Here is a 25,087-nt window from a genome sequence, read left to right as displayed (position 1 = left end):
ATCAGAGGTTGTCCATTTGTCCTGGATTGGCAGACAGGCAATGCAGAAGTGTTTGTGAATATTCTTGTACTCTTGATTCAAGGTAACAACCCTTACAAAACAGCAAGCCCCACCCTGAATAGAACAGGATTTGTCGTGTCGATCGTGTTATTCATCGATAAACGTCAACATTTCATGCCCTTCATCAAATGCGTTCCCAAATCGCGGCAATGCCCTGCCCACCGCCAATGCACATCGTCGTAAGTGCATAACGACCTCCCCCCCGGTGTAGTTCATAAATTGCCTTGACGGTGATGAGCGCGCCCGTGGCACCGACCGGATGGCCAAGAGAAATACCCGATCCGTTCGGGTTCACTTTCGCCGGATCGAAATCAAGTTCCTTTGCCACCGCGCAAGCCTGGGCTGCAAATGCTTCGTTGGCTTCAATGACGTCAAGATCGCCGACCTTGAGACCGGCGCGCTTCAGCACCATACGGGTCGCAGGCACTGGACCGATGCCCATGTAGTCCGGCTCCACGCCTGCATGCGCATAGGCCACCAGCCGCGCCAGCGGTTTCAAACCCAAGGTTGCAGCCGTTTTTGCCTCCGCCAGAACCACTGCGGCTGCGCCGTCGTTGAGGCCTGAGGCATTGCCGGCTGTCACTGAGCCCCCCTCCTTGAATACCGGCTTCATCTTCGCCAGCTGTTCCAGCGTGACATCGCCACGCACGTGTTCGTCAGTGTCAAAACTCACCATGCCTTTGCGCGCCTTGATCTCGACCGATGCGATCTGTTCCTTGAAGCGCCCCTCAGCTACTGCACGTGCGGCGCGTTGCTGGCTTTCCAGCGCGAGAAAGTCCTGCATCTCGCGACTGATGCCGTAGCGAGCAGCGACATTCTCAGCTGTAATACCCATATGTACACGCTTCCACGGGTCGTGGAGAATGCCGTTCATGTAGTCGATAATTTGCGCATCGCCCATGCGCGCGCCCCAACGCGCCGTCGGCACGATGTAGGGACCGCGGCTCATGGATTCGGCGCCGCCGCCAATCGCCACTTCGACGTCGCCAAGGAGAATCGCTTGAGCTGCCGATATGATCGCCTGCAAGCCGGAACCGCACAGGCGACTGACATTGAAGGCCGGCGTCTCGATCGGCAGGCCGGCATTGATCGCAGCGACGCGGCTCAGGTAGGCGTCCGCCGGTTCTGTCGGAATCACGTTGCCCATGACAACATGGCCAACCTTGCCTGGCTCTACTGTTGAACGGTCAAGTGCAGTTTTCACCACCAGAGTTGCCAATTGCGACATCGGCGTATCTTTTAAGGTGCCACCATAAGTACCGATCGCGGTACGCGCCGCTCCAACCACCAAAATTTCACGTTGTGTCATTTCCCATCCACCTTTTCAAAAAATGCAGGCAACTTACATATTGCGGCGATACTTGCCGCCGACTTCATACAGTGTGCTGGTGATCTGGCCCAAAGAGCAGTAGCGCACGGCATCCACCAGCACTGTAAAGACGTTGCCATCCTCGATGACGGTCTGGCGCAGCCTGGTCAGCCACTGCGACGCATTGGCCTGGTTGCGAGCCTGGAAATCGGCCAGACGTGCGAGTTGCGACTGCTTTTCCTCTTCAGTCGAGCGCGCCATCTCGATCTCGACCTGCGCGCTGCCTTTCGGATTGAGGAAGGTGTTCACACCGATGATCGGGTAGGATCCGTCGTGTTTCTTGTGTTCGTAATAGAGCGACTCTTCCTGGATCTTGCCGCGCTGGTAGCCGGTTTCCATGGCGCCGAGCACGCCACCGCGCGAGGCGATGGCCTCGAATTCCTTGAGCACCGCCTCTTCCACCAGATCGGTCAGTTCCTCGATGATGAAGGCGCCCTGATTGGGGTTCTCATTTTTAGCAAGGCCCCATTCGCGGTTGATGATGAGCTGGATCGCCATGGCACGACGCACGCTTTCTTCGGTCGGCGTGGTGATCGCTTCGTCGTAAGCATTGGTGTGCAGGCTATTGCAGTTATCGTAGATGGCAATCAGCGCTTGCAGCGTGGTGCGGATGTCGTTGAAATCCATCTCCTGCGCATGCAGCGAGCGGCCCGAGGTCTGCACGTGGTACTTCAGCTTCTGGCTACGCTCGTTGGCGCCATACTTGTCGCGCATCGCCACGGCCCAGATGCGGCGCGCGACACGACCGATCACCGTGTACTCGGGATCCATGCCGTTGCTGAAGAAGTAGGACAGATTGGGGGCGAAATCGTCGATATGCATGCCGCGCGCCAGATAGGTCTCGACGTAGGTAAAGCCGTTGGCGAGCGTAAAGGCGAGCTGGCTGATCGGGTTCGCGCCGGCTTCGGCGATGTGGTAGCCGGAGATCGATACCGAGTAGAAGTTCTGCACCTGGTGGTGCACGAAGTATTCCTGGATGTCGCCCATCATCTTGAGCGCGAACTCAGTGGAGAAAATGCAGGTGTTCTGGCCCTGGTCTTCCTTGAGAATGTCGGCCTGCACCGTACCGCGCACCACGGAGAGCGTCCACTCCTTGATCTTTTCCAGCTCGTCGTCGGTCGGTTCGCGGCCATTGTCGGTCTTGAATTTGTCGACCTGCTGATCGATGGCGGTATTGAAATAAAAGGCGAGAATGATCGGCGCCGGACCGTTGATGGTCATCGACACCGAAGTCGTCGGCGAACACAGATCGAAGCCCGAGTACAGCACCTTCATGTCGTCGAGTGTCGCGATCGAGACGCCCGAGTTGCCGATCTTGCCGTAGATATCTGGGCGCGGATCGGGGTCGCAACCATACAGGGTGACCGAGTCGAAGGCGGTAGACAGGCGGTGCGCCGGCATGCCCTCGGAGACTTTCTTGAAACGGCGGTTGGTACGGAAAGCATCGCCCTCGCTGGCGAACATCCGCGTCGGATCCTCGCCTTCGCGCTTGAAGGCGAACACGCCGGCGGTAAATGGGAACGAGCCGGGAACGTTTTCCTTCATGAGGAATTTCAGCGTCTCGCCGTCATCCTCATAATTCGGCAGTGCCACCTTGCGAATCTTCGAGCCTGAGAGCGACTCGCTGGTGAGCTTGGTGCGGATTTCCTTGTCGCGGATTTTCACCACATATTCGTCGGCGGCGTACAGTTCCCTGGTGGTTGGCCACTGCTCCAGCAGCTTCTTCGCCGTGTGCGTGAGTTCGCCATCCTTCCACGAAATCATTTCGTCGAAGTGTTCGGCTGGTTTACCTTGCGCCAGGAACAGCGCCATGACCGTCTTCAGCGACTGGCGCTCGCGCGCCACACGCGCCTGCTGCGCCGTGTGCTGGTGATAGGTGCGCACCGCCTCGGCAATTTCGGCCAGGTAACGCACGCGATCCGTCGGCACGATGGCGCGGCCATGTGAAGATGCCTTGACCGAAACAACCGGCAAGCTGCCGGCTGCCGCTTTCAAGCCCTTGGCCGCAAGCTTCGGCAGCAGCGCCTGATACAGCGCGGTGACGCCGTCGTCGTTAAATCGCGCGGCGATGGTGCCGAACACCGGCATGGCTTCGACGGGTTGGCCGAATTCTTCGCGGTTGCGCTGGTACTGTTTTCTCACGTCGCGCAGCGCGTCTTCGGCGCCCTTGCGATCGAACTTGTTGATCGCGACAAAGTCGGCGAAGTCAAGCATGTCGATCTTTTCGAGCTGACTCGCGGCGCCGAACTCGGGCGTCATCACATATAGCGAAAGATCGACGAAGGGCACGATGGCGGCGTTGCCCTGGCCGATGCCGGAGGTCTCGACGATGACGAGATCGAAACCGGCGAGCTTGCAGGCGGCGATCACTTCCGGCAGTGCGGCAGACACTTCGCTGCCGGTATCGCGCGTCGCCAGCGAGCGCATGAAGACGTTTTCGTGCTCAATCGAGTTCATGCGGATACGATCGCCCAGCAGCGCACCACCGGTACGTTTGCGCGAGGGATCAATGGATACGATGGCGACCTTGAGCTGGTCTTCCTGGTCGAGGCGCATGCGCAGTACCAGTTCGTCGGTCAAGGATGACTTGCCGGCGCCACCGGTGCCGGTAATACCCAGTACGGGTACCTGAAGCTTGGCGGCGACATCTTTCAATGACCTTTTGGCAGCATCGTCATAGGCGCCGTTTTCCAGGGCGGTGATGATCTGCGCCAGTTGGCGCCGGTCGACGCTTTGCAATGCTTCGACGGCTGTTGCCGGCCTTGGCGCGAGCGGCGTCAAATCGACATCGCAGCGCTCGACCAATTCGTTGATCATGCCCTGCAAGCCCATCAGGGCACCATCTTCGGGCGAATAAATGCGGGTTACGCCATATTCTTGCAGTTCCTTGATCTCCGACGGGACGATGACGCCGCCGCCTCCGCCGAATACCTTGATGTTCCCGCCGCCGCCGGCCTTGAGCAGGTCGATCATGTACTTGAAAAATTCGACATGGCCACCTTGGTAGCTGGTAATGGCGATGCCCTGAACATCTTCCTGCAGCGCGGCATTGACGATTTCGCCCACTGAGCGGTTATGGCCGAGGTGGATCACTTCGGCACCGGTCGATTGCAAAATGCGGCGCATGATATTGATCGAAGCGTCATGGCCGTCGAACAGGGCCGCTGCCGTAATGAAACGTACCTTGTTGCGTGGCTTGTAGACCGCAACCTTGTGGATGGCGGATAGATTAGTCATCAGGATTTCCTCAGTACGGTCAAGCGCCTGGTATGTTCCTCAACTGTATTTAGGTGCAAAATCCGCCACCAAGTTAAATGAAAAACACCTTGCTGTTGATAATTGATCAGCAGATGCTAGGCATTTCCCCGGCTCAATACCATTGCCCAAAATGACGATAATCGTGCAAAATCCGCCAAACTAGCTTTCCGAGCAGTTATAACCTTTTGAGGACCTGCGTCAATGAGGGGGAAACTCATACGCAAAGCAACCACCACCATGCCACGCAATCGCCATCGTGCAACGGTAGCCATTGGGTTTGTAAACGGCATGCTATCCGGATTGGCCTCCCACCATATCGAGTCCAACGACTTGCTCAAGGCGTCAGGAATCGACTCCGCTGCGCTGTCCAACCCCGAAGGCCGCGTGCCGCTGAAAAATTATGCTGCCCTCTACAACGCACTCGTGCAGCAACTTGGCGATGAGGGTTTCTCGCTTTTCTCAAAGCCGCTGCCGGTTGGAACTTTTGAATTTCTTTGTCGCAGCATGGTTTCCAGCAAAACATTGGCGGAAGCGCTGGATCGAGGCTCCCGTTTTCTGCATCTGGTATTGCCCGACCTCAAAGTCACTATTACGCGCAACCGCGGCACAGCAGGAATCGAGATCGCCGAAACCCGGCCGCTGAGCCTGAACGCCGACGATTCTTGCCGGATGTTCGCCTTTGAATGGCTGTTGCGCCTGCTGCATGGACTAGCCTGCTGGCTGGTCGGGCGGGAACTGCATCTCGGTTCGGTACGCTTTCCCTATTCCCGTCCTGCCTATGCCGCCGACTATGACCTGATCTATACGCCTTGTTCGATGTTTGGCGGACAAAAACTGATCGCGAGCATGAAGGCCAATTTGCTTGATTTGCCAATTCGGCGCGATGACGATGCGCTGGAGGGATTTCTTGAAGGCGCACCGGGAAAAATTGCCATGCTCTACCGCCGCGACCGGGAGATGGTTCACCAGGTTCGCAACCTGCTCGCCCAGGCATTCCCGGAACCCATCACGCTGGGCGACATAGCGCACAAGCTCAACTTGTCGCCGCGCACGTTGCATCGACGGCTGCAGGAAGAAGACTCCAGCTTTCGTGGAATCAAGGATGCATTGCGCAGGGATATGGCTTTGTCCCAAATAGAAAAATCCGGCTTGCCAATTTCGAAGATCGCGGCAAGTCTCGGCTTCTCGGAACCCTCCACGTTTTTCCGTGCATTCCAGGCCTGGACCGGGGTCGCGCCCACGACATATCGCAATCGTCTCGCGAGCAAAAAAACGACACGCAAAAATACAAATATGCACTGATGACAAACGCGTTGCGCCTGCCATCAGTGCCGCCCTAGCGCTCCAGATGCTTCAGCTTGCCCTGACCTGAACCCGGTCAGCGGCATCAGGCAGCGGATCCTTGCGCCCGGTGATCGCTGGACAAATCAATAATGGTAAAAGTCGCGCCCGCTCTTGCGGCTGTAGTAACCGGCCGCGACCATTTCCTTGAGCATGGGCGCCGGGCGATAGCGCGGGTCTTTGTTTCCTACGGCGTCGCCTTGGCCCCTTAAGGCCAGTAGGGAACAGTGCGATGAGAAATGTCGGTGATCTTCTCTTTTCGCTTATGTGTGGTTGGGAATGTTTAAGTACGCGGCGTCATGCTTCGGCCGATTTCCCAGACGAAACCGACCAGTTCGCGGGCGAAAGCGGCGCACGTACTGTTCTGATGCATGCCGCGGTAGCGCAGCTAGAGGAAACGATGGCAAAGCGCACTTGTGCCTTCCAAGCAACCTTGGTGATTTCAATGGATTGTCCCTGCTGACAGGTTTCCCAGGCTCGCAATCTTTCCGATTTAAACCAGATTATCCAGATCACTACGTCCTATGAAATTTGACAGGTTCACAATCCTTCCGATTCGAGCTAAATTGGCTTCGGTCACCAATTCTGCCATACGGTCGTCGGCCAAAGTTCATCGGCGAGGTTGTCTTAATCGTGGTGGGGGCGGTCACCGAAATTTGGATAGCGCGGTAAGCGATAGCCATGCTCGACCAGCACTCGAGTCAGAAACCGAATTTTCTTGGAGGTGGATCACTCTTAAATATATTTCGCAATTTCTGTTGATTATGATTGGAAGTGTAACGGGTGATTTTAAAAAACCCGTATTTTGCCGTTCGACTTAGGAGGAAGGAAGAACATATGAATGGATTACTTAGTCCAGATGACTTGCATCGGAGGATTCCAGGTAAATTGGTCATTCCTCGGCAGCAGCCCGCAGCGGGTGGAGTAGAACTAAGTTGCTATCAGTACGGCCCTTGGAGGGGATCACTCTCGCCCCTTCGTAATCACTTGCTTATTGCGTATCATCGGACTTCAAAGATAAAGCAGCGAATTGATAACAGGTGGCTGTCGGAAACGCTGTGTCAGGGGGACTTTTCGCTTCTGAATCAAGCAACAGAATCCCAATGGGAATGGTCGAGTCCAATCGAGAATACCGATATACATATTAGCCCAGCTTTTCTCTCCAGAATTGCCACGGAAGTATTTGATCGGGATATTGAATGTTCACTACTATTCAATCAACTTCAAATTCGCGATCCGACAGTTCAATATATTGTTAATGCACTCGAATGTGAAGCCAATTCCTCAGAAATTGGTGAGAAGTTGTTTACGGAAGCGCTTACTAACCAACTATGCGTACATCTACTGCGCAAATATTCCAAAATATCATTTAGGTTTCCTCGGATCAAGGGAGGGCTTTCGCCCATGCAGGCAAAAAGTGTGGCGGATTACATTGAAGGCAACTTGAGTGGGGATTTGTCTCTCGACGACCTCGCAGCGTTGGTAAAGATTAGCCCTTACTACTTTGCGCGTCTGTTCAAACAAAGATTCGGGTGCCCTCCCCACACCTATGTAATATCTCGTCGCCTCAGTCGTGCAAAAGAACTCCTTGCCACGAACCAACTAATGCTCAAAGAAATAGCTAGCTGCTGCGGTTTTTCTGACCAAGCTCACCTGTCGCGACTTTTTAAGCGGCAATTCAAGATGACACCTAAAACAGCACGTGACTATAGCTGACATCAATGCAGCAGGCGAAATATAGGACATCAGCATTGCACCCTGAACAACAGTTGGCAGTACCATGGGCAATGACAAATTAGCCGTTCGTTTTAGGGCTTTGATTTCTATCACTGCGCCTTCACTGGACTTGCATAACGTCGCAAACCTAGCGATATTCGTAATAGGACTCTGAGTCGTCGAGGAATATTACTCACCAAGGAAGCTACGCGAAAGGTATCAATGGACAACTTTGCTCAACTAGCCCCGATTGCCGAAGGACTATTTACCTGGCCGTCAGATGATCCCCACCTGATTGGAAGCAAATGCCTAAACTGCGGCGCCGTGAAGTTTCCCAGGCAGGGTTCCTGCTCGAAATGCTGCAGCCAAAATGTTGAAGAAATAGAACTAGAAAAAAGGGGGACGCTGTGGACCTGGACGATACAGGCATTTCCTCCCAAGTCACCTCCATATAGGGGTATGGACCAACAGGAGCAATTCGTTCCTTTCGGTGTCGGTTATATCGAGTTGCCTGGCCAAGTGTGTGTTGAGTCACCGCTTACCATCAATGATCCCGCCTTGCTTTATATCGGAATGCCGATGGAACTGGTCGTTTTGCCACTCAATAAGAATGCGCAAGGGATCAAAGTCATGTCCTTCGCCTTTCGGCCAGCGACCGATCTAACATCCGACAGAAAGGATTCTAAATGACGGACGTCGCCATAATTGGTATAGGCATACATCCGTTCGGCCAAACACCTGGCGTGACGGGCTACGATCAAGGAATCTTCGCTGTTCGCGAGGCGCTTAAGGATGCGGGGATTGAGTGGCGCGACGTTCAGTGCGCCTACGGAGGCAGCTTAGACTGTGGTAACGCCGACACCATGGTCGACAAGCTCGGTCTGACAGGCATTCCGTTCACCAATGTGACGAACGGTTGTGCAACTGGCGGCAGTTCCCTCATTTGCGCAGTCAATGCGATTAAGTCCGGACAGTGCGACGTTGGTGTCGTTGTGGGATTTGACAGCCACCCGCCGGGCTCTTTTTCATTCGACCTTGAAAAGTGGGGGCTTGGCAGATGGTACAGCGAGATCGGGCTGGGACTGACGACTCAGTATTTCGCGATGAAGATTCAACGCTACATGTATGAATATGGTATCACCGAAGACGCCCTTATCCGTGTCGCTATGAAGGCGTACCGCAACGGCGCAAGAAATCCCAATGCATGGCGTCGTAATGAAATGAGCTACGATGACATCGCTAACTCGCAGATGCTGAACCATCCTCTGCGCAAGTTTATGTTCTGCTCGCCTTCTAAAGGTAGTGCAGCGCTTGTAATCTGCAACGCAAAGAAGGCCAAGCGATATACATCGAACAAAGCTATTCGCATCGCCGCCAGCGTTCTCCGCTCACGGCACTATGGTTCATTCGAGGTTTGGAGTCCAGAAAAGCCGATTGAACAGGCCGAAAGCCCTACGGTAGAGGCTTCCAAACTAGCCTATGAAATGGCAGGCATTGGTCCCGAGGACGTCAATATTGCCCAGGTACAAGATACGGAGTCAGGTGCGGAAATAATTCACATGGCTGAAAACCAATTGTGTGCACACGGCGAGCAGGAAAAATGGCTGCGTGAAGGCATTACCGAGATCGGGGGCCGGTTACCGATCAACACAGACGGCGGTTGTATAGCCAATGGTGAGCCAATCGGAGCCTCGGGATTGAGGCAGGTGTACGAAGTCTGTTTACAAATTCGCGGTGACGCAGGCACCAGACAGATATCCGTCCAACCCAAAGTTGGCTATTGCCAAGTCTATGGGGCGCCAGGGGTCAGCGCCGTACAAATACTCACGGATTAATCACTCGCCATGAAGATAGACATGCAGGTTCCTAACGCAGTAAGCGCCTATCGGACTCAATATCAATCTGAATGGATTTCTTCGGGCCTTTGGAAGAACAGGACCGTAGCCGACGAGGCCTTTCATCACGAGCAAATGCATCCCGACGATCCGGTTGTCTTCCTGGACGATGGCGATGCATTATGTTTCGGCGAAGTCATAACAGAAGCGCTCGCACTGGCTGCAGCCTTTCAACGCTTAGGTCTACGCCAAGGTGACGTCGTGAGCTTTCAGTTGCCGAACTGGCGCGAAGTTGTACCAATCAATATTGCCAGCGCTTATCTTGGTCTCGTGGTTTGCCCGATCATTCCGATTTACCGATCGAAGGAGTTGCAATTTATTCTCCGCGCTTCGCGCTCCAGGTTGCACCTTACTTTGGATAACTATCGCGGAGTTGACTATCGGGCGATGCTGGAGAAGTTCAAAGGCAAGCTACCGGACTTGAAGGACATTGTTTACGTTCGCCCAATCATAGCAAGCGGCAACAGCTTTACCACACTGCTAGACTCGGCAAGAGGTCTCAAGACGGTGAAGCACCCAGTAGATCCAAACTCAGTTAAGTTGATTATGTACACTTCGGGAACGACCGGTATCCCTAAAGGTGTTTTGCATAGCCACAATTCGTTGCGCTGCTTCCTCGACAACACCGCTCGATACTGGAATCTTTGTGCAGATGATGTGATGCTAATGCCTTCGCCAGTCACTCATATTACCGGCTTGGCACTCGGGCTTGAACTACCTTTCTCCAGCGGTATTAAGTGCGCTCTGATGGAAAAATGGAATGCAGATGCTGCACTTGTCTACATTCGGCAGGTCAAGGCGACAGTTTCAGTAGGAGCTACCCCGTTTCTGGAGGAACTCATTGACGCAGCAAATAGAAACAACGACAAATTGCCGAGCATGCGCCTGTATGCTTGTGGCGGCGCTACGGTACCACCGGAATTGATTGTACGCGTCGGGCTTTCTTTATCGAGATGTCGCGCCTTTCGCGTCTACGGCAGCACGGAAACACCATTGGTCACCCTGGGATTCGTGGGGAAGGGAGAAACCAGTCTGGCAGCCCATACCGATGGAAAGGTGATCGGCTATCAAGTCAAGGTTGTTGACGGACAAGGGGGCGAAGTCGCCATGGGTCAGGAAGGCGAGATACTGACGCGTGGTCCCAGCATGTTTCTGTGTTATGCGGATTCCGAACATAATGCCGACGCCTTCGATAACGCTGGTTACTTTCGGACGGGAGACCTCGGCCACCTTACGCCAGAAGGTGGCATTGTAATTAGCGGGCGCAAGAAGGATTTGATCATTCGCGGCGGCGAAAATATCAGCGCCAAAGAAGTCGAAGATGTTCTCTATGATCATTCGTCGGTGCGTGAGGTAGCTGTTGTCTCGATGCCCCATGCTCGCTTGGGTGAGGGAGTCTGCGCCTGTGTCATTCCATCGGATGGTCAGGCACCCCCAACGCTTGAAGCGCTGGTAGCCGCCTGTAACGCAGCCGGCCTTGCCAAACAAAAGTGGCCTGAGCGTGTCGAGGTTATGTCCGAGTTTCCCCGAACAGCTTCAGGCAAAATCAAGAAGAACGAACTGCGCGATTTGATTCATCAGAAACTCTCTAATGCCGCATCGGCAGCTTACTGACAACCACTATTGAGCTGTGATCCCATGAACTTTACGCTAAACGAAGACCAGAAAAGAATCGTCGATTCGCTCGAGCGGTTCATTCAAAATAACTACGAATATCCGAAGCGCAGGCAGATACTTGCGTCAGAATTGGGGTTTTCCAGGAATCACTGGCAATTCTTTGCCAATATGGGCTTGCTGGGTCTGCCATTTGCGGAGGAATTTGGCGGTCTTAACTTAGATTTCGCTTACACCGCGCTAGTTATGGAATGGTTCGGCAGAGGACTGATCGTCGAGCCCTTCCTTTCAAGCGTAATGCTGAGCGGCGGTCTGATCAAGCACGCAGGAACCAAGGCTCAGCGAGCAACCTGTTTGGCCCCACTCATTGAGGGCCGCCTGTTGCTTGCTTTCGCCCATGAAGACTCGGGTTCTCGATTTGGAAAGAGAAGCCAGAAAACGCGTGCTCAGCCGCAAGGAAATGGATTTGTTGTCAATGGCGGAAAACGACTGGTCATCCACGGTCAAAGCGCCGACCGATTCGTTGTCAGCGCTGCTGGGGCAGCAGGCGAACAGGACAGCTTCCTGTTTCTTCTGGACGCCGATCAAGCCGGGATGCAAATTGATTCTTACCGCACTGTCGATGGTCAACCAGCTTGCGATCTCCGATTGCATAACGTCACAGTACCACGGGACCATGTGCTCGCCGAAGGCAAGGCGGCCCAGGCCGCGCTGAAAAACGTACTGACCGAGGCCACAGCGGGTCTCTGCGCGGAAGCATATGGTTGCATGCAGGTCTTGTTTGACATGACACTTGATTATGTTCAGCAGCGTAAGCAATTTGGGAAAACCATCGGAAGCTTTCAGGTCATCCAGCATCACATGGTCGATTGCTACATGGACCTCGAACAGGCCAGGAGCATGGCATTGCTCGCCTCAAGCAGCATTGCAAGCGAATCACCAGATCGGCACCAGAACGTAGCCGCAGCCAAGGCATTCATCGCCGAAGCAGGCTTGCGCATGGGACATGCAGCGATTCAACTTCACGGGGCCATGGGCATGACTGAAGAACTCGCCGTGGGGGGGTATCACAAGCGGTTGCTGATGATTCAAACATTACTCGGCGATCCGAATTATCAGATTGATAGGCTTATTGATCTGGAAAACGAGTCATCGTTGAATGTCAAGCAAGCCGCGGAATTGTGCCTTGACTAGGAGGACTTGTCCGGTGAATAGCAAATATGATGGGAACGATTGACGTTACTGGTTGCCAGATCGCACCAAAAGCCTGTTTGGAAATAAATAGCGCGTGACAAAGAAATGGGCCGCGCAGACATGTCTGCCAGGGTTCACCATAGTCGTCTCCCCACTAAATCCTTGTGATTTAGGCTTTTATCGTCAGAGTTACGCCGCAACTATGATACTGACAGCGCTCTAACTTTGACGATGCACAGCCCTTCTGCACGGGTTTCAGGGTGCCCAGAGCCTATTTTGATTGCGGTTGGATGCTGCCGGTACGGCCGCCATAGCTGTACTTGGGATTGCTCGAATCGCAGGTGCAGGACAAGCCGGTTTCCGACGACGTAGCCAAGGCACAAGAGCCGCCGGTAGTAATGCAATACTGCGCCGGATGCTGTGGGGTTTGCTCGGTTGGCGCATCGTAGACCACACCCTGGGCGTCCGGCAGCAATTGCCGATCGAGCGGTAGCCGTTGTCTTTGTGCATCACTACCGGCACAACCGAGCACCAGCAGCAAAGATATTGCGGGCAACAGATTTCTCGCCATCGCCAAACAGCTTGCCTTCAGTGTAAGACTAAAAATAAGTCCTCCCATCCCAACAATTAACCGACACGGATGACCAGCTTGCCGAAATGATCTGTCTTCTGGAGTGCTACAAAAGCATCTTGGGCCTGTTCGAAGGCAAAAACTTTATCAATTACCGGACGCAGATGATGCAGACGGATCGCCTGGTTCATCTCTTCGAACATTCGACGCGAGCCGACATAAATCCCATTGATACGAGCGTTCGAGAACAGAATCCCCGTAGTCAATTGCATGGCGTCAATGGGCGTGGAGCCAGATAACACACCTATCATCGCGACATGTCCGCCCAAGCGCAGGGCCTGTAGCGAGCGTAACCTCCTCTACCAAGCTGATGTTGCGAGCCAGTGATGGGTTGAAGATAGGCACATCTTTGAGCGCGAGATGCACGATAGCAATGAATCAGGTACAGTATTAAACGAGGCATTTGATGGTCAAGATCTCATACTCTGCATTTGTGAAATGATGCGCTTGCTCAACGAACGCCCCTTTTCACCATGGTATAGCTATGCCCGATATCTAAGACAGAATGTTAACCATTGAACTGGCCGCTGTACGGAAGCAACAACTATGCACTAATTTACTGCCCCATTCCTGAACTCGATTTCCTTGCTGTTCAAGTTAATTTACTCTTCCGCTGGGCTCACCTCAGGGACCAGATCGGCCAAACGGCCCAACTCCAAGCAGATACTTATCGAACCAATCAATCGCGAGGCGCATCGCTTCCCCCCGCCCCGGCTCAATATAGAGGCCGACAACATCATAATTGAGTATTGAAAGGTCCTTCGGCTCGCCGGCCCTGCGATAGGCTTCCTGGATGCTGTCAAGGGCGTGATGAATATCGTACCCACCGTTGGTTACAATTCGCAGAGGCGTGGGCGCAATGTGTTCGACGAAGTTCATCGGCGCCCAGATAAGCATATGCTCAAGCGACTCAAGCGGAATCTCGAACCTGTAGCTGTCAAACAGCTCGACGTTATTTTTCATGAACTTCGACGAAAGTGTGTCGCCGGGCATCACTGGAAAGACGCCCGGCTCAACCGGCACCATGCAGGGAACTCGTTCTCCCGTCCCTGTTCGGAATCGGCGAAGATGATCTTCCTGTAGTTTGGTTTGCAGTTGCGCGAAAGCTTGAGCGCCGTAAAGCGACTTGGTCGCTTGGCGCCCATCCAGATAGGCCGGGCTCTGGGCGACAACGCATTTCACGCGACGATCAACCGCTGCTACCTGCAACACGACGCCGCCACCGAAGCTGACGCCCCAAATGCCGATCCGATCAGGATCAACGTCCGGCCGGTCTTGCAAATAGGAAATCGCATTCCGGAAATCCTCGACTTCATCTAATGGCCGCATGAGCTGGCGTGGCAAACCCTCGCTCGCTCCGAAGCGGCGATAATCGATCGCAAGTACGACATAGCCGGCTTTCGCAAGATAGGCGGCTTGCTCACGAAGCGCTTCCTTGACCATGTTAAAGCCGTGGCCAATCACCAGCGCTGGCTGTGCGCCCTGCATATTTTCCGGCAGATAAAGGTCGCCTACACATTGCTCGTCGCCACTTCGAAAGTGCACTAGTTGAGGTTCCATAGGCTCCTCCTTGTCAATTGAAAGTCCGACGTCCTGATCAAATTGGATTTGAGTTTAGACGCACGCCCGGAAGAACGTATTGAACGCTTTAACGTTTATTGTTGAACTTCATTGCTGTCGCTCGGCCGTTTCGTACCTCGATGGCACAAAATAGAGTGGAGCAGAGCGTGAACGGGTAGCGAGAAACCTGTGCGGATAATGATGAGCGTGCGACCTGCGCATAGTATCTCAAGTTAACTCCCTAACCGTTGGGGTTCACCTTACTTGGATCGAGATCGATTTCCTTTTTCAACTTGCAGACTTGTGTCGAGAAGGCTTCGTTGGTCTCGATAGCATCCAACAGATCTGCCGCCCGCTGACCTTTGCATTCGATTACCTTCCGAGTTTCAGGAACCAGGCCAATTCCACGGACTCTGGCTCGACGGCCTACGTGATCATATGCGACCAAGCGTGCCAACAGCTAATATCAACGCTTCAGTCGCAACCCTCCAAGGTAGTCGCGCTTTCCCAGAACGACGCCCTTGGATCGCAGAATATCGTAGGCAGTCGTCGCATGAAAATAAAAATTGGGCAAGGAAAATGAAAGCAGAAAACTTTCGGCGGTAAATGGTATCCGGTGATCGCGGAATTCGAAAATAACTTCGGCCCCCTCCATGGCATTGATTTCTGTCGCTGACAACTTTCCCAGCGCATCATTGGTTTCGTTGATAAGCGTTTGCAAAGCCTCGTAGTTGTCCTCAGGAAGGTTGCTAGGCGGGCGAAAAATGCCGTTCTTGATTCCCTCAATTGCGCCCAAGGAATGATAGGCAACTGACTGGATCTGAAAACGGAAGGGCAGCATATCGTGATACATGCGAGTCTCAACAAAGGTCTCTAGGTCGATGTGGTTGCTCTGGCAATGTGCAAGACCCAGCTTTAAAATATGGCTGACTGCTCCCAACGTTTGCTGGTAATTCATTACACTTATGTCATATAGTGAAATTGCCATGGTGTCCTATCCGTCCCAGTCTGGGCTGTAGAGCGGTACTCATTGAGCACTCTGTTATCAAATGTCATTGCTTAACGAGCAACGCAACAGTAGGTGCCTGATACTAGAATCGACAGTGAGTGCCGTTGTCGTAAGTGAAGTCCGCCGAGGAGGTCTTTCTGGCATCCCATACCCCTGCGTAATCATATCCTACAATAAGCGTTCTATTTCTTGCGCATATTTGTGGTAATTGACAGGTGGGGCGGGGACGGTTATTTTTCAGTACTTAATGTATCCCTATCTATTACCGCAAACCAAGGACATGACTGGCAATAATATTGCGTTGGATTTCGTTTGAGCCCCCATAAATTGAAGATGCTCTGAGGTTAAGATATCTTGACATGAGCGGCATTGTGAAATCAATTGGAGTGGCTTTGGTTTGTGTTGTGTCATGCTCAAACAGACGCAGCGCCTTATTTCCAATCGCGTCTACCGCCAGCTTAGAAACATCCTGTTCAAGTTGTGCTGAAACCAATTTCAAGATCGACGATTCCTTGCCGGGTGGTCGCCCTGGTTTCATTTGCGACATTACTCTCAATTCAGTAGCCTCTAAAGCGAGTACTCTAATCTTCAACCTAGTGAGGTTGTGGTTGAATATCCGATCGTTCGTTAATCGATTCGCAAAATTTACAAGGTGTTCGATGTCTCTGCGTATCTTTCCAGAAACCGATACACCTCCGCGCTCATATTCCAACAGGAACTTAGCGTATTGCCAGCCACGGCCCTCCTCGCCAACCAGATTCTCGATCGGTACTTTGACGTCGTCGAAGAATACTTGATTTACATCGTGATCCCCACCGAGGGTAATTATCGGCTCGATACGGATGCCAGGCGATTGCATATTGATCAGAATGAAGCTGACACCGTCTTGTGACTTGGCGGATTTGCTTGTACGTAAGATGCAGAATATCCAGTTTGCGAAGTGAGCATGGGTTGTCCATATCTTGCTGCCATTGACCAGATAATGGGTTCCTTTGTTATCTGCTCGGCATTGTAGCGCAGCGAGGTCTGACCCAGCACCGGGCTCGGAAAACCCTTGCGCCCAATAGTGCTCGCCGTTGAGAATACGGGGCAAGAAATATTCCTTTTGCTGCGGGCTGCCGAAAGTAAAGATCACCGGTCCAACATATCTCAGGCCCATTGGTATTAGTGCCGGCGCATCGGCTAGAGCACACTCGCGCTCGAAGATAAACCTTTGTATTGGCGACCAACCTGTCCCCCCGTATTCCACAGGCCAGAGATATCCTAGCCACCCCTGCCTGTGTAATATGCTGTGCCACTCTTGGGCGATCTCCTTAGAAACAAAGGTCGCTGAATTCAGCCGCGTCGCAATGCGCAAGTGCTCAGGCAGTTTCGTGTCAAGAAACTGTCTCACTTGCTCACGAAATGCCCTTTCTTCTACGCCGAAAGCAAAATCAAGAGACATCTGACCCACTCGCAATGCGCTATTGGAGTTGTGGTCTTATGAACACAGAATCTCGTTACAGTGCTTGGTGTCCATATACTCGCGTGCCTCAATGATCTTTCCGTCCCTGATAAAATGGAGAATGTGATACTTGTTATTGTATATCTTGCCATTCTTACGTTTGCCGTAGGACTCTGCAACCATTGCCACTCGGTCTTCCTCGGCAGTCATAATCTGTGGGGTAACACGAATTCCTTTGGGTACGTCGTCCAGCAGCCCCTTGACGAGATCTCCAAATTGCTTCTTGGAATACGTTCCGGAAATGGCGAAATCTCCGGCGACCCACCACTTTAAGTCCTCACCCAATAGCGTAAGCGCGGTATCGAAATCACTTACAGAGAAAGCAGCCCAGAACTTAGTCACCACCTGTTTGTTTGCTTCGATACTCATAAGTATGCCTCCGGTCTTAAATTGGAATATGGAATATACGAATTACTCCGTATGGATAACGCACCAACCTATTCACTTCCATTTGCGCCACAATGTGTCCGTTGAGAATATACGATTACAAAATTACTTGTATTGAACGTTATGGCCTTAACACTTAGCTAGTATTGCTATCGTGTCGAAAGCCAGCCCCGGAAAATTGGACAGCGAGTTTCGCGTCAGAAAACCGGCCAAGACGGTCTTAGACGTCAACTCGGTAAGTCCCCTTGCAGCGAACTTCCGGCATCTCATCCTCGCCATGTGCTTGCCATCGCCCACAAGCGATCCGCACAGGTGCTTAGGAGAGTATGCGTCCCGGCTTTTTTCGCCCACAAAACAGTTCTTAAATATCGCTCTCCTGTCGCCGATATGCGCACATTTGTCAGGTCCAGCGATCAAAGTGGTTTATTTCGCGTGCATGTTTATGGGTAATTGTGAGAGTTCTTCCGGCTTACGCTGAATAAACGAACTGAGCAAGTGGGATCCAAGATCAAATTTCAATACCCTTGGAAATTCGCCGGACGTTTTTCGAAAAATGCGTTCAATCCTTCCGCAAAGTCGTTGCTTGCCGCACATTCACAAAACGCTGCCTGCTCGGCATCAAGTTGTTGAACCAAATGGTTTGCGTACGACGCGCGAAGCAGGCGTTTGATTCGTCCATAGCAGCCCGTCGGTCCGGATGCAAGCCGTCGTATCCAGGCATCGGTTTCCGCAACGAGCATTGCAGACGGTACTACGCGATTCACTAGACCCAGCCGATGCGCTTCGTCGGCATCGAGTGGATCGGAAAATAGCGATAGTTCCATCGCTTTGCGCAGTCCCACAATCCTTGGCAGGGACCAAGAGCCACCAGCATCGAGACTGGCGCCAATGCGCGAATAGGCAAGCGCGAAGCGCGCGTTGTCGGCGGCAATCGCGAGATCGCAAGCCAGCGCAATGCTTACGCCAGCGCCGGCGACTGACCCATGAAGACGGGCTATAACAGGTTGTGGCAACTCAGTCATGATGACGAGTCCGGCGTGCAAATGTTTGATCAAGGACGCGGCTGTTGCAGGGGCTGCAGTAAGATCGGCATGAAACGCCGCCAAGTCACCACCGGCCATAAAAGCCTTGCCTTGTCCGCTGAGCAGGATAACGCGAAGACCTTTCATTCGTTTCAATTCCTTGCACACGTCGTGAAAAGCCTGAGCCATGGCTACATCGATCGCATTGAGAGACGCTGGGCGGTTGAAACGGATGTGTGCGATCCCGCAATTGACGTCGAATAACAGCGATTCATGTGAGCTAAGTTTCATTTGTAGTCATCTTAAAAAAATAGCGCCAAACACGTTCGTGACAAGTTGAATATGAGTGCCCTGCAATCAAGGTACGGCAAGGATTGCTGGGCTTCAATTGCGATATCAAGTCCTTACAGCACTGGCGACAAACTCAGAAATATCCTGTACACGGCCCCCCATTCGCGCAATTGGATCTTCTAGCATTGTCAAGCAAAACGGACAACCGGTAACCAAGAGGTCTGCACCCGCTTCCGAAACTTGCGTTGCGCGTTTTGCAGCCATCCGCGCTCCAGGTTCGCCATCGCGCCACAACCGCGCTCCTCCCGCTCCACAGCAACGGCTTTGTTCGCGGGACTCATGCATCTCAAGCCGCTCGACTCCCTCGATGGTGTCAAGCAAGTTACGTACTGGCTCGTATTTTCCGTTGTAGCGCCCAAGATAGCATGGGTCGTGAAAGGTAATTTTCGTTGGAAGCACAGCCAGATGACCCAGTCGGCCATTCTGTAACAGTTGGAGGAGCAGTTCGCTGTGGTGTACGACTTCAAAATCACCGCCAAACGCAGGGTATTCATTGGCGAAGGTGTTAAAGCAGTGAGCGCAACTGACAAGTAGCTTCTTACACCTGGCTTGTCGAAGCAACGCAATGTTTCGCAGTGCGAGTTTTTGAAATAAGCCCTCATCACCCATTCGGCGTGCAGTATCTCCCGTACACAATTCCTCCGCACCCGCTGTCGTCCAACGGATTCCTGCCCGGTTCAACAATCCAGCAATTGTCGCGGCTATGCGTTGCCCGGCCGGATCATGGCGGCCGGCGCAGCCGACCCAGTAAACAAGTTCGGCTGGGGGCCCATCTGCTTCCATTAACCACGGCACAGGAGGTTGTAGATAAATAGCTGGTGATTTTGTTTTGTCCCAGATACTGCCAAATTCTGAGATCCTCCTCAACGCAGATTCATGACCAGATTCAAATCGCCCTTCAAATGCCGTCGTTCGGCGTAACTCATGAATCGCCGATAGTGGCTCCAAGGCAACCGGACATGCAATCTCGCAACGTCCGCAAGTAGTGCAGCAGTCCACCTGTTCACTTTCCGCTATCGCCACAAGATTGGCCGATGGTGCGCTCGGCGCATTGGCCAACTGCAGTTGCCTCATTATCTTGGCGGGGGAAAATCCATCACCGGTGCCGTGGGCGGGGCAGATTTCTTCACAGCGACCACATTGCGTACATGCATCAAACGCCAGTAGAGCGCGCATAGAGAACTCTTCGCGGCGTCTTGGTCCCAGTGGCAGATCATTGTTCGATATCTCTATCTCCGTCTCACGCGACAGATCGAAGGGAAGCGACATTGTAAATCGCTTATCAGGTCGAACCAGCGTCCACAATGGGACGGTAATGATATGCAAAAGCCTCGAATAAGGGATTAATGCAAAGACCGTCATCGCGCACATATACTGTAGAAAGAGCACACCGGTCGAAAGCACGGTCGAACGCATTACGAAGAAATGACCAATCCCGACGGCGGCGATCAGAACTGGGGCGACAACACGGCCCAATGTGTGCGCAAAACTCAGCTTCCGATTCGGCCATGAAAATAGAACCAATCGGCCTGCTAAGAATAGGCTGCCTATGCTGATCCCCAGGAATAACGCACTTAGCAGTGGATACGGTATGGTTGCCAGCGTTACGCCTACTGACGGCAGTAAATAAACCGTGAAAAGTATTGCGCCACTCCAGAACATCGCCGCATGGAATAATCCTGGCCAACTGTTGCGAATTACCCTACGTTGGGCCGCAACTATCATGAACAGTCTGCTCAGCGCTTCAGCAACGGTAGTGGTCTGAATGTCATTTCTTGTCTGACCGGATGTCCAAATCCATAGCCGTCTGCCAATACCGATTATGAACGCTGCGATTGTCAAGACACCATAAATAAAAAATGCGATCCGCCATGGTCCATTGAAAAGATACCCACAATGAAGATAGAGTGATATGGAGAAGCCCACCGCAACCAAAACGAGTAGGGAAAGGCCTAGACCTCTGAGTTGGATCTGATCCATCCTCACGCTTGCCATTTCCCGAAAAGTCCCAATAGTTCTTCGGCAACGCTTTCCGGTGTGCCAACCAGTTTCGTTTGCTTCGACTCTGCTCCATCTTTGTTCTTGCGCCTTAGAAGATCCATCGAGGAAACCCGCTTGTTTCCGGGAGATGCAACCCGAGCGCGAATCCTTGGAAGTGACAGGTCCATCTCCCTGAGCAACGATCTAGGCATCTCCGCTAGCCCGACCATCTCGGGTGTCCATGTCTCTACTTCACCCGCCAGTCCGACGCGATAGGTTCGCCCTAGAACGGTGTTGTGGCGAATTCTCGTGATCTCAGGCTCTACGGCAATCACCGCAGGAAACTGAACGCGATGTGCCGCACGCCAACCACCATCAAGCTTTTGCACAGCATCGAACACGCCATTCTTAAACGACAGCGACAGCACCCCGGATATCAGTTCAAAATGAGCGGCAGCGGCTATAGCAGCCGGAAAGAATCCGCTGCCCAGATCCGCGCTGCGCGTCGCACAAATCACAAGATCAGCTGCCAGAGTAGTTGTGGCTGCCGCTGCTGCAGTGGCGGCAGCATATGTATCTAGAGGTTCACCGTCTTCCAGGTGCCACAGGCGAACAGCGCGGTTAGCCCCAGCCCGCAAAGCTTGATACAACAACGGATTAGCGCTTTCATCCGCTACACTTAAAACCGTGACGTGGGCATCGTACTGATTCTTTTTGTCGAGAGCAGTCTGAAGGGCTGCCCACTCGGCTTCGCTTAACATCGTATGGGCGGGCCTGACTGGCGCACCGCTGCGTAAGTCGTACGAGATATCCGATGAGTTAATGCTTGGTTTAATGCAAACAATTATTTTCATAGGTAGTTTCGCGAAAGCATTGTCCCTGCCAGATGAAACCAGAGTAATGGGTCACCGTCTTAGATCACGTATTTCTTGGCTCACGGCTTTTCAGTACATGGCGGCATTCAATTTGCCGCTGCTCTATCGGCTTTGCCTTTAAGGTTCTCAAGCAGTGCAGGAACAATCTTTGCGACATCATCGACGATAGCAATTTCCGCCGACCCAAGGATTGGTGCCCTGGAATCAATATTGACTGCAACTAGGTGTTTCGCTTCGCGAATGCCCATCATATGATAAGTCGAGCCTGAAATACCCAGCGCGACATAGATACGCGGGGCAATCCATTTCCCAGATGCTCCCACTTGCCGGTCACGGGGGACCAAGCCACCGAACACGGCCTCCCGGGAACCGCCAACCGCAGCACCAAGAAGCTCAGCGAGTTCATGTATTTGCTCAAGTGTCTCCTCGTTCTTAACGCCTCGCCCCACCGAAAGTACAATATCAGCGTCGGCCAAGTCGAGGTCACGTGCCGATACGCGCCATACAACCGGTGGGGTAGCGTGCAATTTCCCCGATATGCTGAGCGTGTTGATTTCTACGGTCGAAGCATTTGTTTCTGATGCCGGCGTCTTATCCAAGATTTGCGAGTCAATTGTAACGACCCAAGGCGGTTCTCCGACAGGGCATAGCACTTGATGAGCACGGTTATTGTAGACAGAGCGACGAGCGACAGGTCGTTTCTCACGCCACTCAATCTCGATGCAGCGCCCCAAAAAAGCGCAGCCAAGTTCCGCGGCGACTCGCGCACCGATCTCAGCATCAAGCGCGGTAGACGAAAGCAGCAGCATCTGCGGCTGATGCAGCCGGATGGCCGAACATAACAGCGCCGCGACTTGCGCAACATCCGGCTCAGAGCAGACCGGCCCGTCAGATAGCGCGTAGATGGTATCGATCCCAGAGCATCGCCCCGACGACACCAGACGCTGCGCACACATTTCGTTACGAGCGACGCCACAACAACGAAGCCCGGCGGCGGCGGCGAACCGGCGGGACTCCGCTACCATACGAGATGAAATATCAAGCGTCGGTCCGTCTCTATCGTCCAGGTACACCCACAAATTCGGCGAACTCTCGAGACTGTGCTCGATCATTCCCAGACTCTGTTTAGAGGGTGTGAGCGAGTCGAGTTGCATCGGAAATGGCATCCCCAACCAGTCTAGGGGCAACCACGTCACCGATTACATGCACCGACAGTTTGGTCCGCTCCCGAATAAGCCGTTCGATCGCAGTATTTGAGTACTTCGTCGTCACCAAGATGACGGTGTCGACTTCGATTTGCCAGGCGCGTCCTGAGTAAATGTTAAACGCAGACACAGCCCCCTTATCAATCGATTTGACCCAACTATCACTGGTCTTCTTGATTCCCAGAGAATCGAGTTTTTCGTAGATCCATGGAAGTTCCATCATTGGCCCTAGCGAGTCGTGCCCCACACTCGGCCACCTGGTCAGGATCTCTATGGTGCGGCTCTTGTCGGCAAGCATTTCCGCAATTCCCGGTGCAATTCGATCGGCCAATTCATCGACAATTAATACGCGTGAGCCGAGTGTCTTCGGCAGTTCTCCCGCCAATACGTGCTCATATGTCAGTACGTGTGGCTGATCATACCCAGGGATAGGCTCCGTAGTAACGCCTGACCGACCATCGGCAGCAGCATGAGCACCACTTGCAACGACAATCTCATCCACGCTCGAACCCGAGATAAGCGCTTGAATATTTGTCGCGTCCACCTCCGAATTTAGATGAATATCGACTCCTGCCTTTTGCACTTGACGCACCAGCCAATCGAGCCAATTTCTGACTTCTGCGCGCCCAGGCAAACGGGCAAACATGTTGATCTGACCACCGAGTTCTGAGCCACGCTCATAGATGGTGATGCGGTGTCCGCGTTTTGCTGCAATCCTTGCAAATTCAAGGCCAGCTGGGCCGCCACCGACTACAAGGATATGTTTTGGCTTCGCCGCCGGGTGGATGTGATCCTTGCCGAACTCCGTTTCATGGCCTGAAGCATGGTTCATCATACACTGGAGGCGCTGTCCCACCCATATGCGACCAATGCAACCTTGGTTCCAATATGCGCAGGGGCGGATATCGTCGATATGACCTTGCTGAGCCTTGAGTGCGAATTCAGGTTCCGCAATCAACTCCCGGATGAGCACGCACGCATCCGCTGTTCCATCCGAAATCAGTTTATCGGCGAGTATTGGATCGTTGATACGTCCGACAACAAATACAGGAATATTCTTCACCGCAGCTTTGATTGTTGCCGTCAGCGGCGCCTCAAAACCGGGCTCCAATCCAGAATAGTGGGACGCAACCGTAAAGTGTACCGATCGGTAAAGCCCAAGGCTGCAATGAATATAGTCGACCTGCCCAGTCGCCTCCAACATCCTGGCGATTTCTGCTCCCTCCTCGATTTCTACGGCACCAGGAACCATATCGCTCGACGAAATGCGACATCCGACAATAAAATCCTTACCAACTCGCCTGCGAACCTTGTCTATAACCTCCAGATAAAAGCGAACACGGTTTTCGAGCGATCCGCCATACTGGTCGGTTCTCTTGTTCATCGTCGGAGTAACAAACGCCCAAAGGAGGTATCCATGCCCCCCATGAAACTCAATACCATCAAGGCCGGCCCGTTGCGCCCGTTCCGCAGCATCAGCAAACTTGTCCGCAATGGCATGGAGGTCCTCTACAGTTGCTTCTCGAGGAATATGAAACGGTTCTTCCTCAGCGGGAACCTGGGACGGAGCGATCAACGGATACGGATCATCGCCTGGCGTTCTATGAACTCCTGTATGCGTTAGCTGTATTAAAAGTTTCGCGCCATGGCGTTGTACCGCTACGGCAATGTCATGTAGTCCAGGAATACACTCATCGCTCCACATCTTACATGTCATAAATGGCGCGTGATTTCCCGTTTGATCAACCGGCGAGGCCCCTATGATGATTGCTCCAACACCCGCTGCAGCGCGTTCCTCATAATAAGCAGTTGTGCGCTCATCCGGCAGTTGGTTCGGCCAAAAATTTGTGACATGCGGTCCAAAAATGATTCGGTTCTTAAAAACTTTGTGGCCCACGGGCAGGGGCTTGAACAGATATTCATAATTAGCCATTTCTTTCATTCTCCAATTTCAGATGATGTGATTTTCATAACCAACAAAGCGCCTCGCCGCACGCAGCGGAGCATTGACGACAATCTTCAATTCGCAGGCAATCAGTCGGCCTTTGCCCCCAAGGAACAAGAGAATATTCTGATGGTTCAAGAGGAAAGACCTGTATCCGAAAAGTCCTGCGAC

The 25,087-nt window shown here is 53.0% G+C and carries 20 protein-coding genes and 1 pseudogene; 6 read left to right on the top strand and 15 right to left on the bottom strand.

Features of this window, described 5'->3' with window-relative positions; all coding sequences use genetic code 11:
- Positions 1-184: 184 nt before the first annotated feature.
- Together K5E80_RS13335 and icmF are read right to left on the bottom strand one after the other, a co-directional pair.
- Positions 185-1,369, bottom strand: a complete 1,185-nt coding sequence (locus tag K5E80_RS13335; protein ID WP_220636621.1) for an acetyl-CoA C-acyltransferase family protein — start codon at positions 1,367-1,369, stop codon at positions 185-187.
- A gap of 33 nt (positions 1,370-1,402) precedes the next feature.
- Positions 1,403-4,666: a fused isobutyryl-CoA mutase/GTPase IcmF gene (gene icmF, locus K5E80_RS13330; protein ID WP_220636620.1), complete on the bottom strand. Its 3,264-nt coding sequence runs from the start codon at positions 4,664-4,666 to the stop codon at positions 1,403-1,405.
- Between the two features lie 258 nt (positions 4,667-4,924).
- Here icmF and K5E80_RS13325 point away from each other — a divergent pair, with 258 nt between their 5' ends.
- Complete coding sequence (locus K5E80_RS13325) at positions 4,925-5,989, top strand: AraC family transcriptional regulator (protein ID WP_220636619.1); 1,065 nt, start codon at positions 4,925-4,927, stop codon at positions 5,987-5,989.
- Between the two features lie 125 nt (positions 5,990-6,114).
- Here K5E80_RS13325 and K5E80_RS17215 read toward each other — a convergent pair whose 3' ends face one another.
- Complete coding sequence (locus K5E80_RS17215) at positions 6,115-6,246, bottom strand: 3-hydroxyacyl-CoA dehydrogenase family protein (protein ID WP_425514559.1); 132 nt, start codon at positions 6,244-6,246, stop codon at positions 6,115-6,117.
- Between the two features lie 619 nt (positions 6,247-6,865).
- Between K5E80_RS17215 and K5E80_RS13315 the strand changes: the two genes are divergently transcribed.
- The 5 genes from K5E80_RS13315 (at position 6,866) to K5E80_RS13295 (ending at position 12,447) form a co-directional block, all read left to right on the top strand.
- Positions 6,866-7,744, top strand: coding sequence for a helix-turn-helix domain-containing protein (locus tag K5E80_RS13315; protein WP_220636618.1), 879 nt, complete (start codon positions 6,866-6,868; stop codon positions 7,742-7,744).
- Positions 7,745-7,966: 222 nt separating this feature from the next.
- On the top strand, positions 7,967-8,434 hold the full coding sequence (locus tag K5E80_RS13310) for a Zn-ribbon domain-containing OB-fold protein (protein ID WP_220636617.1): 468 nt from the start codon (positions 7,967-7,969) through the stop codon (positions 8,432-8,434).
- Positions 8,431-9,579: a thiolase family protein gene (locus K5E80_RS13305; protein ID WP_220636616.1), complete on the top strand. Its 1,149-nt coding sequence runs from the start codon at positions 8,431-8,433 to the stop codon at positions 9,577-9,579. Before K5E80_RS13310 ends, K5E80_RS13305 begins: the two co-directional genes overlap by 4 nt.
- Positions 9,580-9,588: 9 nt before the next feature.
- Positions 9,589-11,253 (top strand): AMP-binding protein, encoded by a 1,665-nt coding sequence (locus K5E80_RS13300; RefSeq protein ID WP_220636615.1) that lies wholly within the window; start codon positions 9,589-9,591, stop codon positions 11,251-11,253.
- Positions 11,254-11,277: 24 nt separating this feature from the next.
- On the top strand, positions 11,278-12,447 hold the full coding sequence (locus K5E80_RS13295; protein ID WP_220636614.1) for an acyl-CoA dehydrogenase family protein: 1,170 nt from the start codon (positions 11,278-11,280) through the stop codon (positions 12,445-12,447).
- A gap of 271 nt (positions 12,448-12,718) precedes the next feature.
- On the opposite strand, the gene K5E80_RS13290 is transcribed toward K5E80_RS13295, so the two are convergent.
- From K5E80_RS13290 to K5E80_RS13235, 12 genes and pseudogenes are all read right to left on the bottom strand, one after another.
- Complete coding sequence (locus K5E80_RS13290) at positions 12,719-13,018, bottom strand: hypothetical protein (protein WP_220636613.1); 300 nt, start codon at positions 13,016-13,018, stop codon at positions 12,719-12,721.
- A gap of 56 nt (positions 13,019-13,074) precedes the next feature.
- Positions 13,075-13,356, bottom strand: a pseudogene (locus tag K5E80_RS13285) (zinc-binding dehydrogenase); the annotation flags it as partial.
- A 346-nt stretch (positions 13,357-13,702) separates the two neighbouring features.
- A complete protein-coding gene (locus tag K5E80_RS13280; RefSeq protein ID WP_220636611.1) occupies positions 13,703-14,638 on the bottom strand; it encodes an alpha/beta hydrolase in 936 nt (311 codons plus the stop codon).
- 241 nt (positions 14,639-14,879) lie between these two features.
- Positions 14,880-15,086: a hypothetical protein gene (locus tag K5E80_RS17210; protein ID WP_425514558.1), complete on the bottom strand. Its 207-nt coding sequence runs from the start codon at positions 15,084-15,086 to the stop codon at positions 14,880-14,882.
- Between the two features lie 18 nt (positions 15,087-15,104).
- Positions 15,105-15,626, bottom strand: coding sequence for a DUF1993 domain-containing protein (locus K5E80_RS13270; protein ID WP_220636609.1), 522 nt, complete (start codon positions 15,624-15,626; stop codon positions 15,105-15,107).
- A gap of 283 nt (positions 15,627-15,909) precedes the next feature.
- On the bottom strand, positions 15,910-17,091 hold the full coding sequence (locus K5E80_RS13265; RefSeq protein ID WP_220636608.1) for an acyl-CoA dehydrogenase family protein: 1,182 nt from the start codon (positions 17,089-17,091) through the stop codon (positions 15,910-15,912).
- Between the two features lie 36 nt (positions 17,092-17,127).
- Positions 17,128-17,520: a nuclear transport factor 2 family protein gene (locus K5E80_RS13260; protein ID WP_220636607.1), complete on the bottom strand. Its 393-nt coding sequence runs from the start codon at positions 17,518-17,520 to the stop codon at positions 17,128-17,130.
- A 533-nt stretch (positions 17,521-18,053) separates the two neighbouring features.
- Positions 18,054-18,851: an enoyl-CoA hydratase/isomerase family protein gene (locus K5E80_RS13255; RefSeq protein WP_220636606.1), complete on the bottom strand. Its 798-nt coding sequence runs from the start codon at positions 18,849-18,851 to the stop codon at positions 18,054-18,056.
- A gap of 105 nt (positions 18,852-18,956) precedes the next feature.
- Positions 18,957-20,891 carry a 4Fe-4S dicluster domain-containing protein gene (locus K5E80_RS13250; RefSeq protein WP_220636605.1) on the bottom strand — a complete coding sequence of 645 codons (1,935 nt, stop codon included), beginning with the start codon at positions 20,889-20,891 and terminating at the stop codon, positions 18,957-18,959.
- A 2-nt stretch (positions 20,892-20,893) separates the two neighbouring features.
- Positions 20,894-21,745 (bottom strand): hypothetical protein, encoded by an 852-nt coding sequence (locus K5E80_RS13245; protein WP_220636604.1) that lies wholly within the window; start codon positions 21,743-21,745, stop codon positions 20,894-20,896.
- 107 nt (positions 21,746-21,852) lie between these two features.
- A complete protein-coding gene (locus tag K5E80_RS13240; RefSeq protein ID WP_220636603.1) occupies positions 21,853-22,878 on the bottom strand; it encodes an electron transfer flavoprotein subunit alpha/FixB family protein in 1,026 nt (341 codons plus the stop codon).
- Positions 22,879-22,891: 13 nt separating this feature from the next.
- Positions 22,892-24,913 (bottom strand): oxidoreductase, encoded by a 2,022-nt coding sequence (locus K5E80_RS13235; protein WP_220636602.1) that lies wholly within the window; start codon positions 24,911-24,913, stop codon positions 22,892-22,894.
- Between the last annotated feature and the right edge of the window lie 174 nt (positions 24,914-25,087).

The sequence above is a fragment of the Georgfuchsia toluolica genome (assembly GCF_907163265.1).
GTDB lineage: Bacteria > Pseudomonadota > Gammaproteobacteria > Burkholderiales > Rhodocyclaceae > Georgfuchsia > Georgfuchsia toluolica.
This window is presented reverse-complemented; position numbering and strand designations above follow the sequence as displayed.

Excerpts from the sequence above, each read along its gene's own strand:
- K5E80_RS13335 (WP_220636621.1), bottom strand. The coding sequence starts at position 1,369 with ATGACACAACGTGAAATTTTGGTGGTTGGAGCGGCGCGTACCGCGATC.
- icmF (WP_220636620.1), bottom strand. The coding sequence starts at position 4,666 with ATGACTAATCTATCCGCCATCCACAAGGTTGCGGTCTACAAGCCACGC.
- K5E80_RS13325 (WP_220636619.1), top strand. The coding sequence starts at position 4,925 with ATGCCACGCAATCGCCATCGTGCAACGGTAGCCATTGGGTTTGTAAAC.
- K5E80_RS13315 (WP_220636618.1), top strand. The coding sequence starts at position 6,866 with ATGAATGGATTACTTAGTCCAGATGACTTGCATCGGAGGATTCCAGGT.
- K5E80_RS13310 (WP_220636617.1), top strand. The coding sequence starts at position 7,967 with ATGGACAACTTTGCTCAACTAGCCCCGATTGCCGAAGGACTATTTACC.
- K5E80_RS13305 (WP_220636616.1), top strand. The coding sequence starts at position 8,431 with ATGACGGACGTCGCCATAATTGGTATAGGCATACATCCGTTCGGCCAA.
- K5E80_RS13300 (WP_220636615.1), top strand. The coding sequence starts at position 9,589 with ATGAAGATAGACATGCAGGTTCCTAACGCAGTAAGCGCCTATCGGACT.
- K5E80_RS13295 (WP_220636614.1), top strand. The coding sequence starts at position 11,278 with ATGAACTTTACGCTAAACGAAGACCAGAAAAGAATCGTCGATTCGCTC.
- K5E80_RS13290 (WP_220636613.1), bottom strand. The coding sequence starts at position 13,018 with ATGGCGAGAAATCTGTTGCCCGCAATATCTTTGCTGCTGGTGCTCGGT.
- K5E80_RS13280 (WP_220636611.1), bottom strand. The coding sequence starts at position 14,638 with ATGGAACCTCAACTAGTGCACTTTCGAAGTGGCGACGAGCAATGTGTA.
- K5E80_RS13270 (WP_220636609.1), bottom strand. The coding sequence starts at position 15,626 with ATGGCAATTTCACTATATGACATAAGTGTAATGAATTACCAGCAAACG.
- K5E80_RS13265 (WP_220636608.1), bottom strand. The coding sequence starts at position 17,091 with ATGTCTCTTGATTTTGCTTTCGGCGTAGAAGAAAGGGCATTTCGTGAG.
- K5E80_RS13260 (WP_220636607.1), bottom strand. The coding sequence starts at position 17,520 with ATGAGTATCGAAGCAAACAAACAGGTGGTGACTAAGTTCTGGGCTGCT.
- K5E80_RS13255 (WP_220636606.1), bottom strand. The coding sequence starts at position 18,851 with ATGAAACTTAGCTCACATGAATCGCTGTTATTCGACGTCAATTGCGGG.
- K5E80_RS13250 (WP_220636605.1), bottom strand. The coding sequence starts at position 20,891 with ATGGATCAGATCCAACTCAGAGGTCTAGGCCTTTCCCTACTCGTTTTG.
- K5E80_RS13245 (WP_220636604.1), bottom strand. The coding sequence starts at position 21,745 with ATGAAAATAATTGTTTGCATTAAACCAAGCATTAACTCATCGGATATC.
- K5E80_RS13240 (WP_220636603.1), bottom strand. The coding sequence starts at position 22,878 with ATGATCGAGCACAGTCTCGAGAGTTCGCCGAATTTGTGGGTGTACCTG.
- K5E80_RS13235 (WP_220636602.1), bottom strand. The coding sequence starts at position 24,913 with ATGAAAGAAATGGCTAATTATGAATATCTGTTCAAGCCCCTGCCCGTG.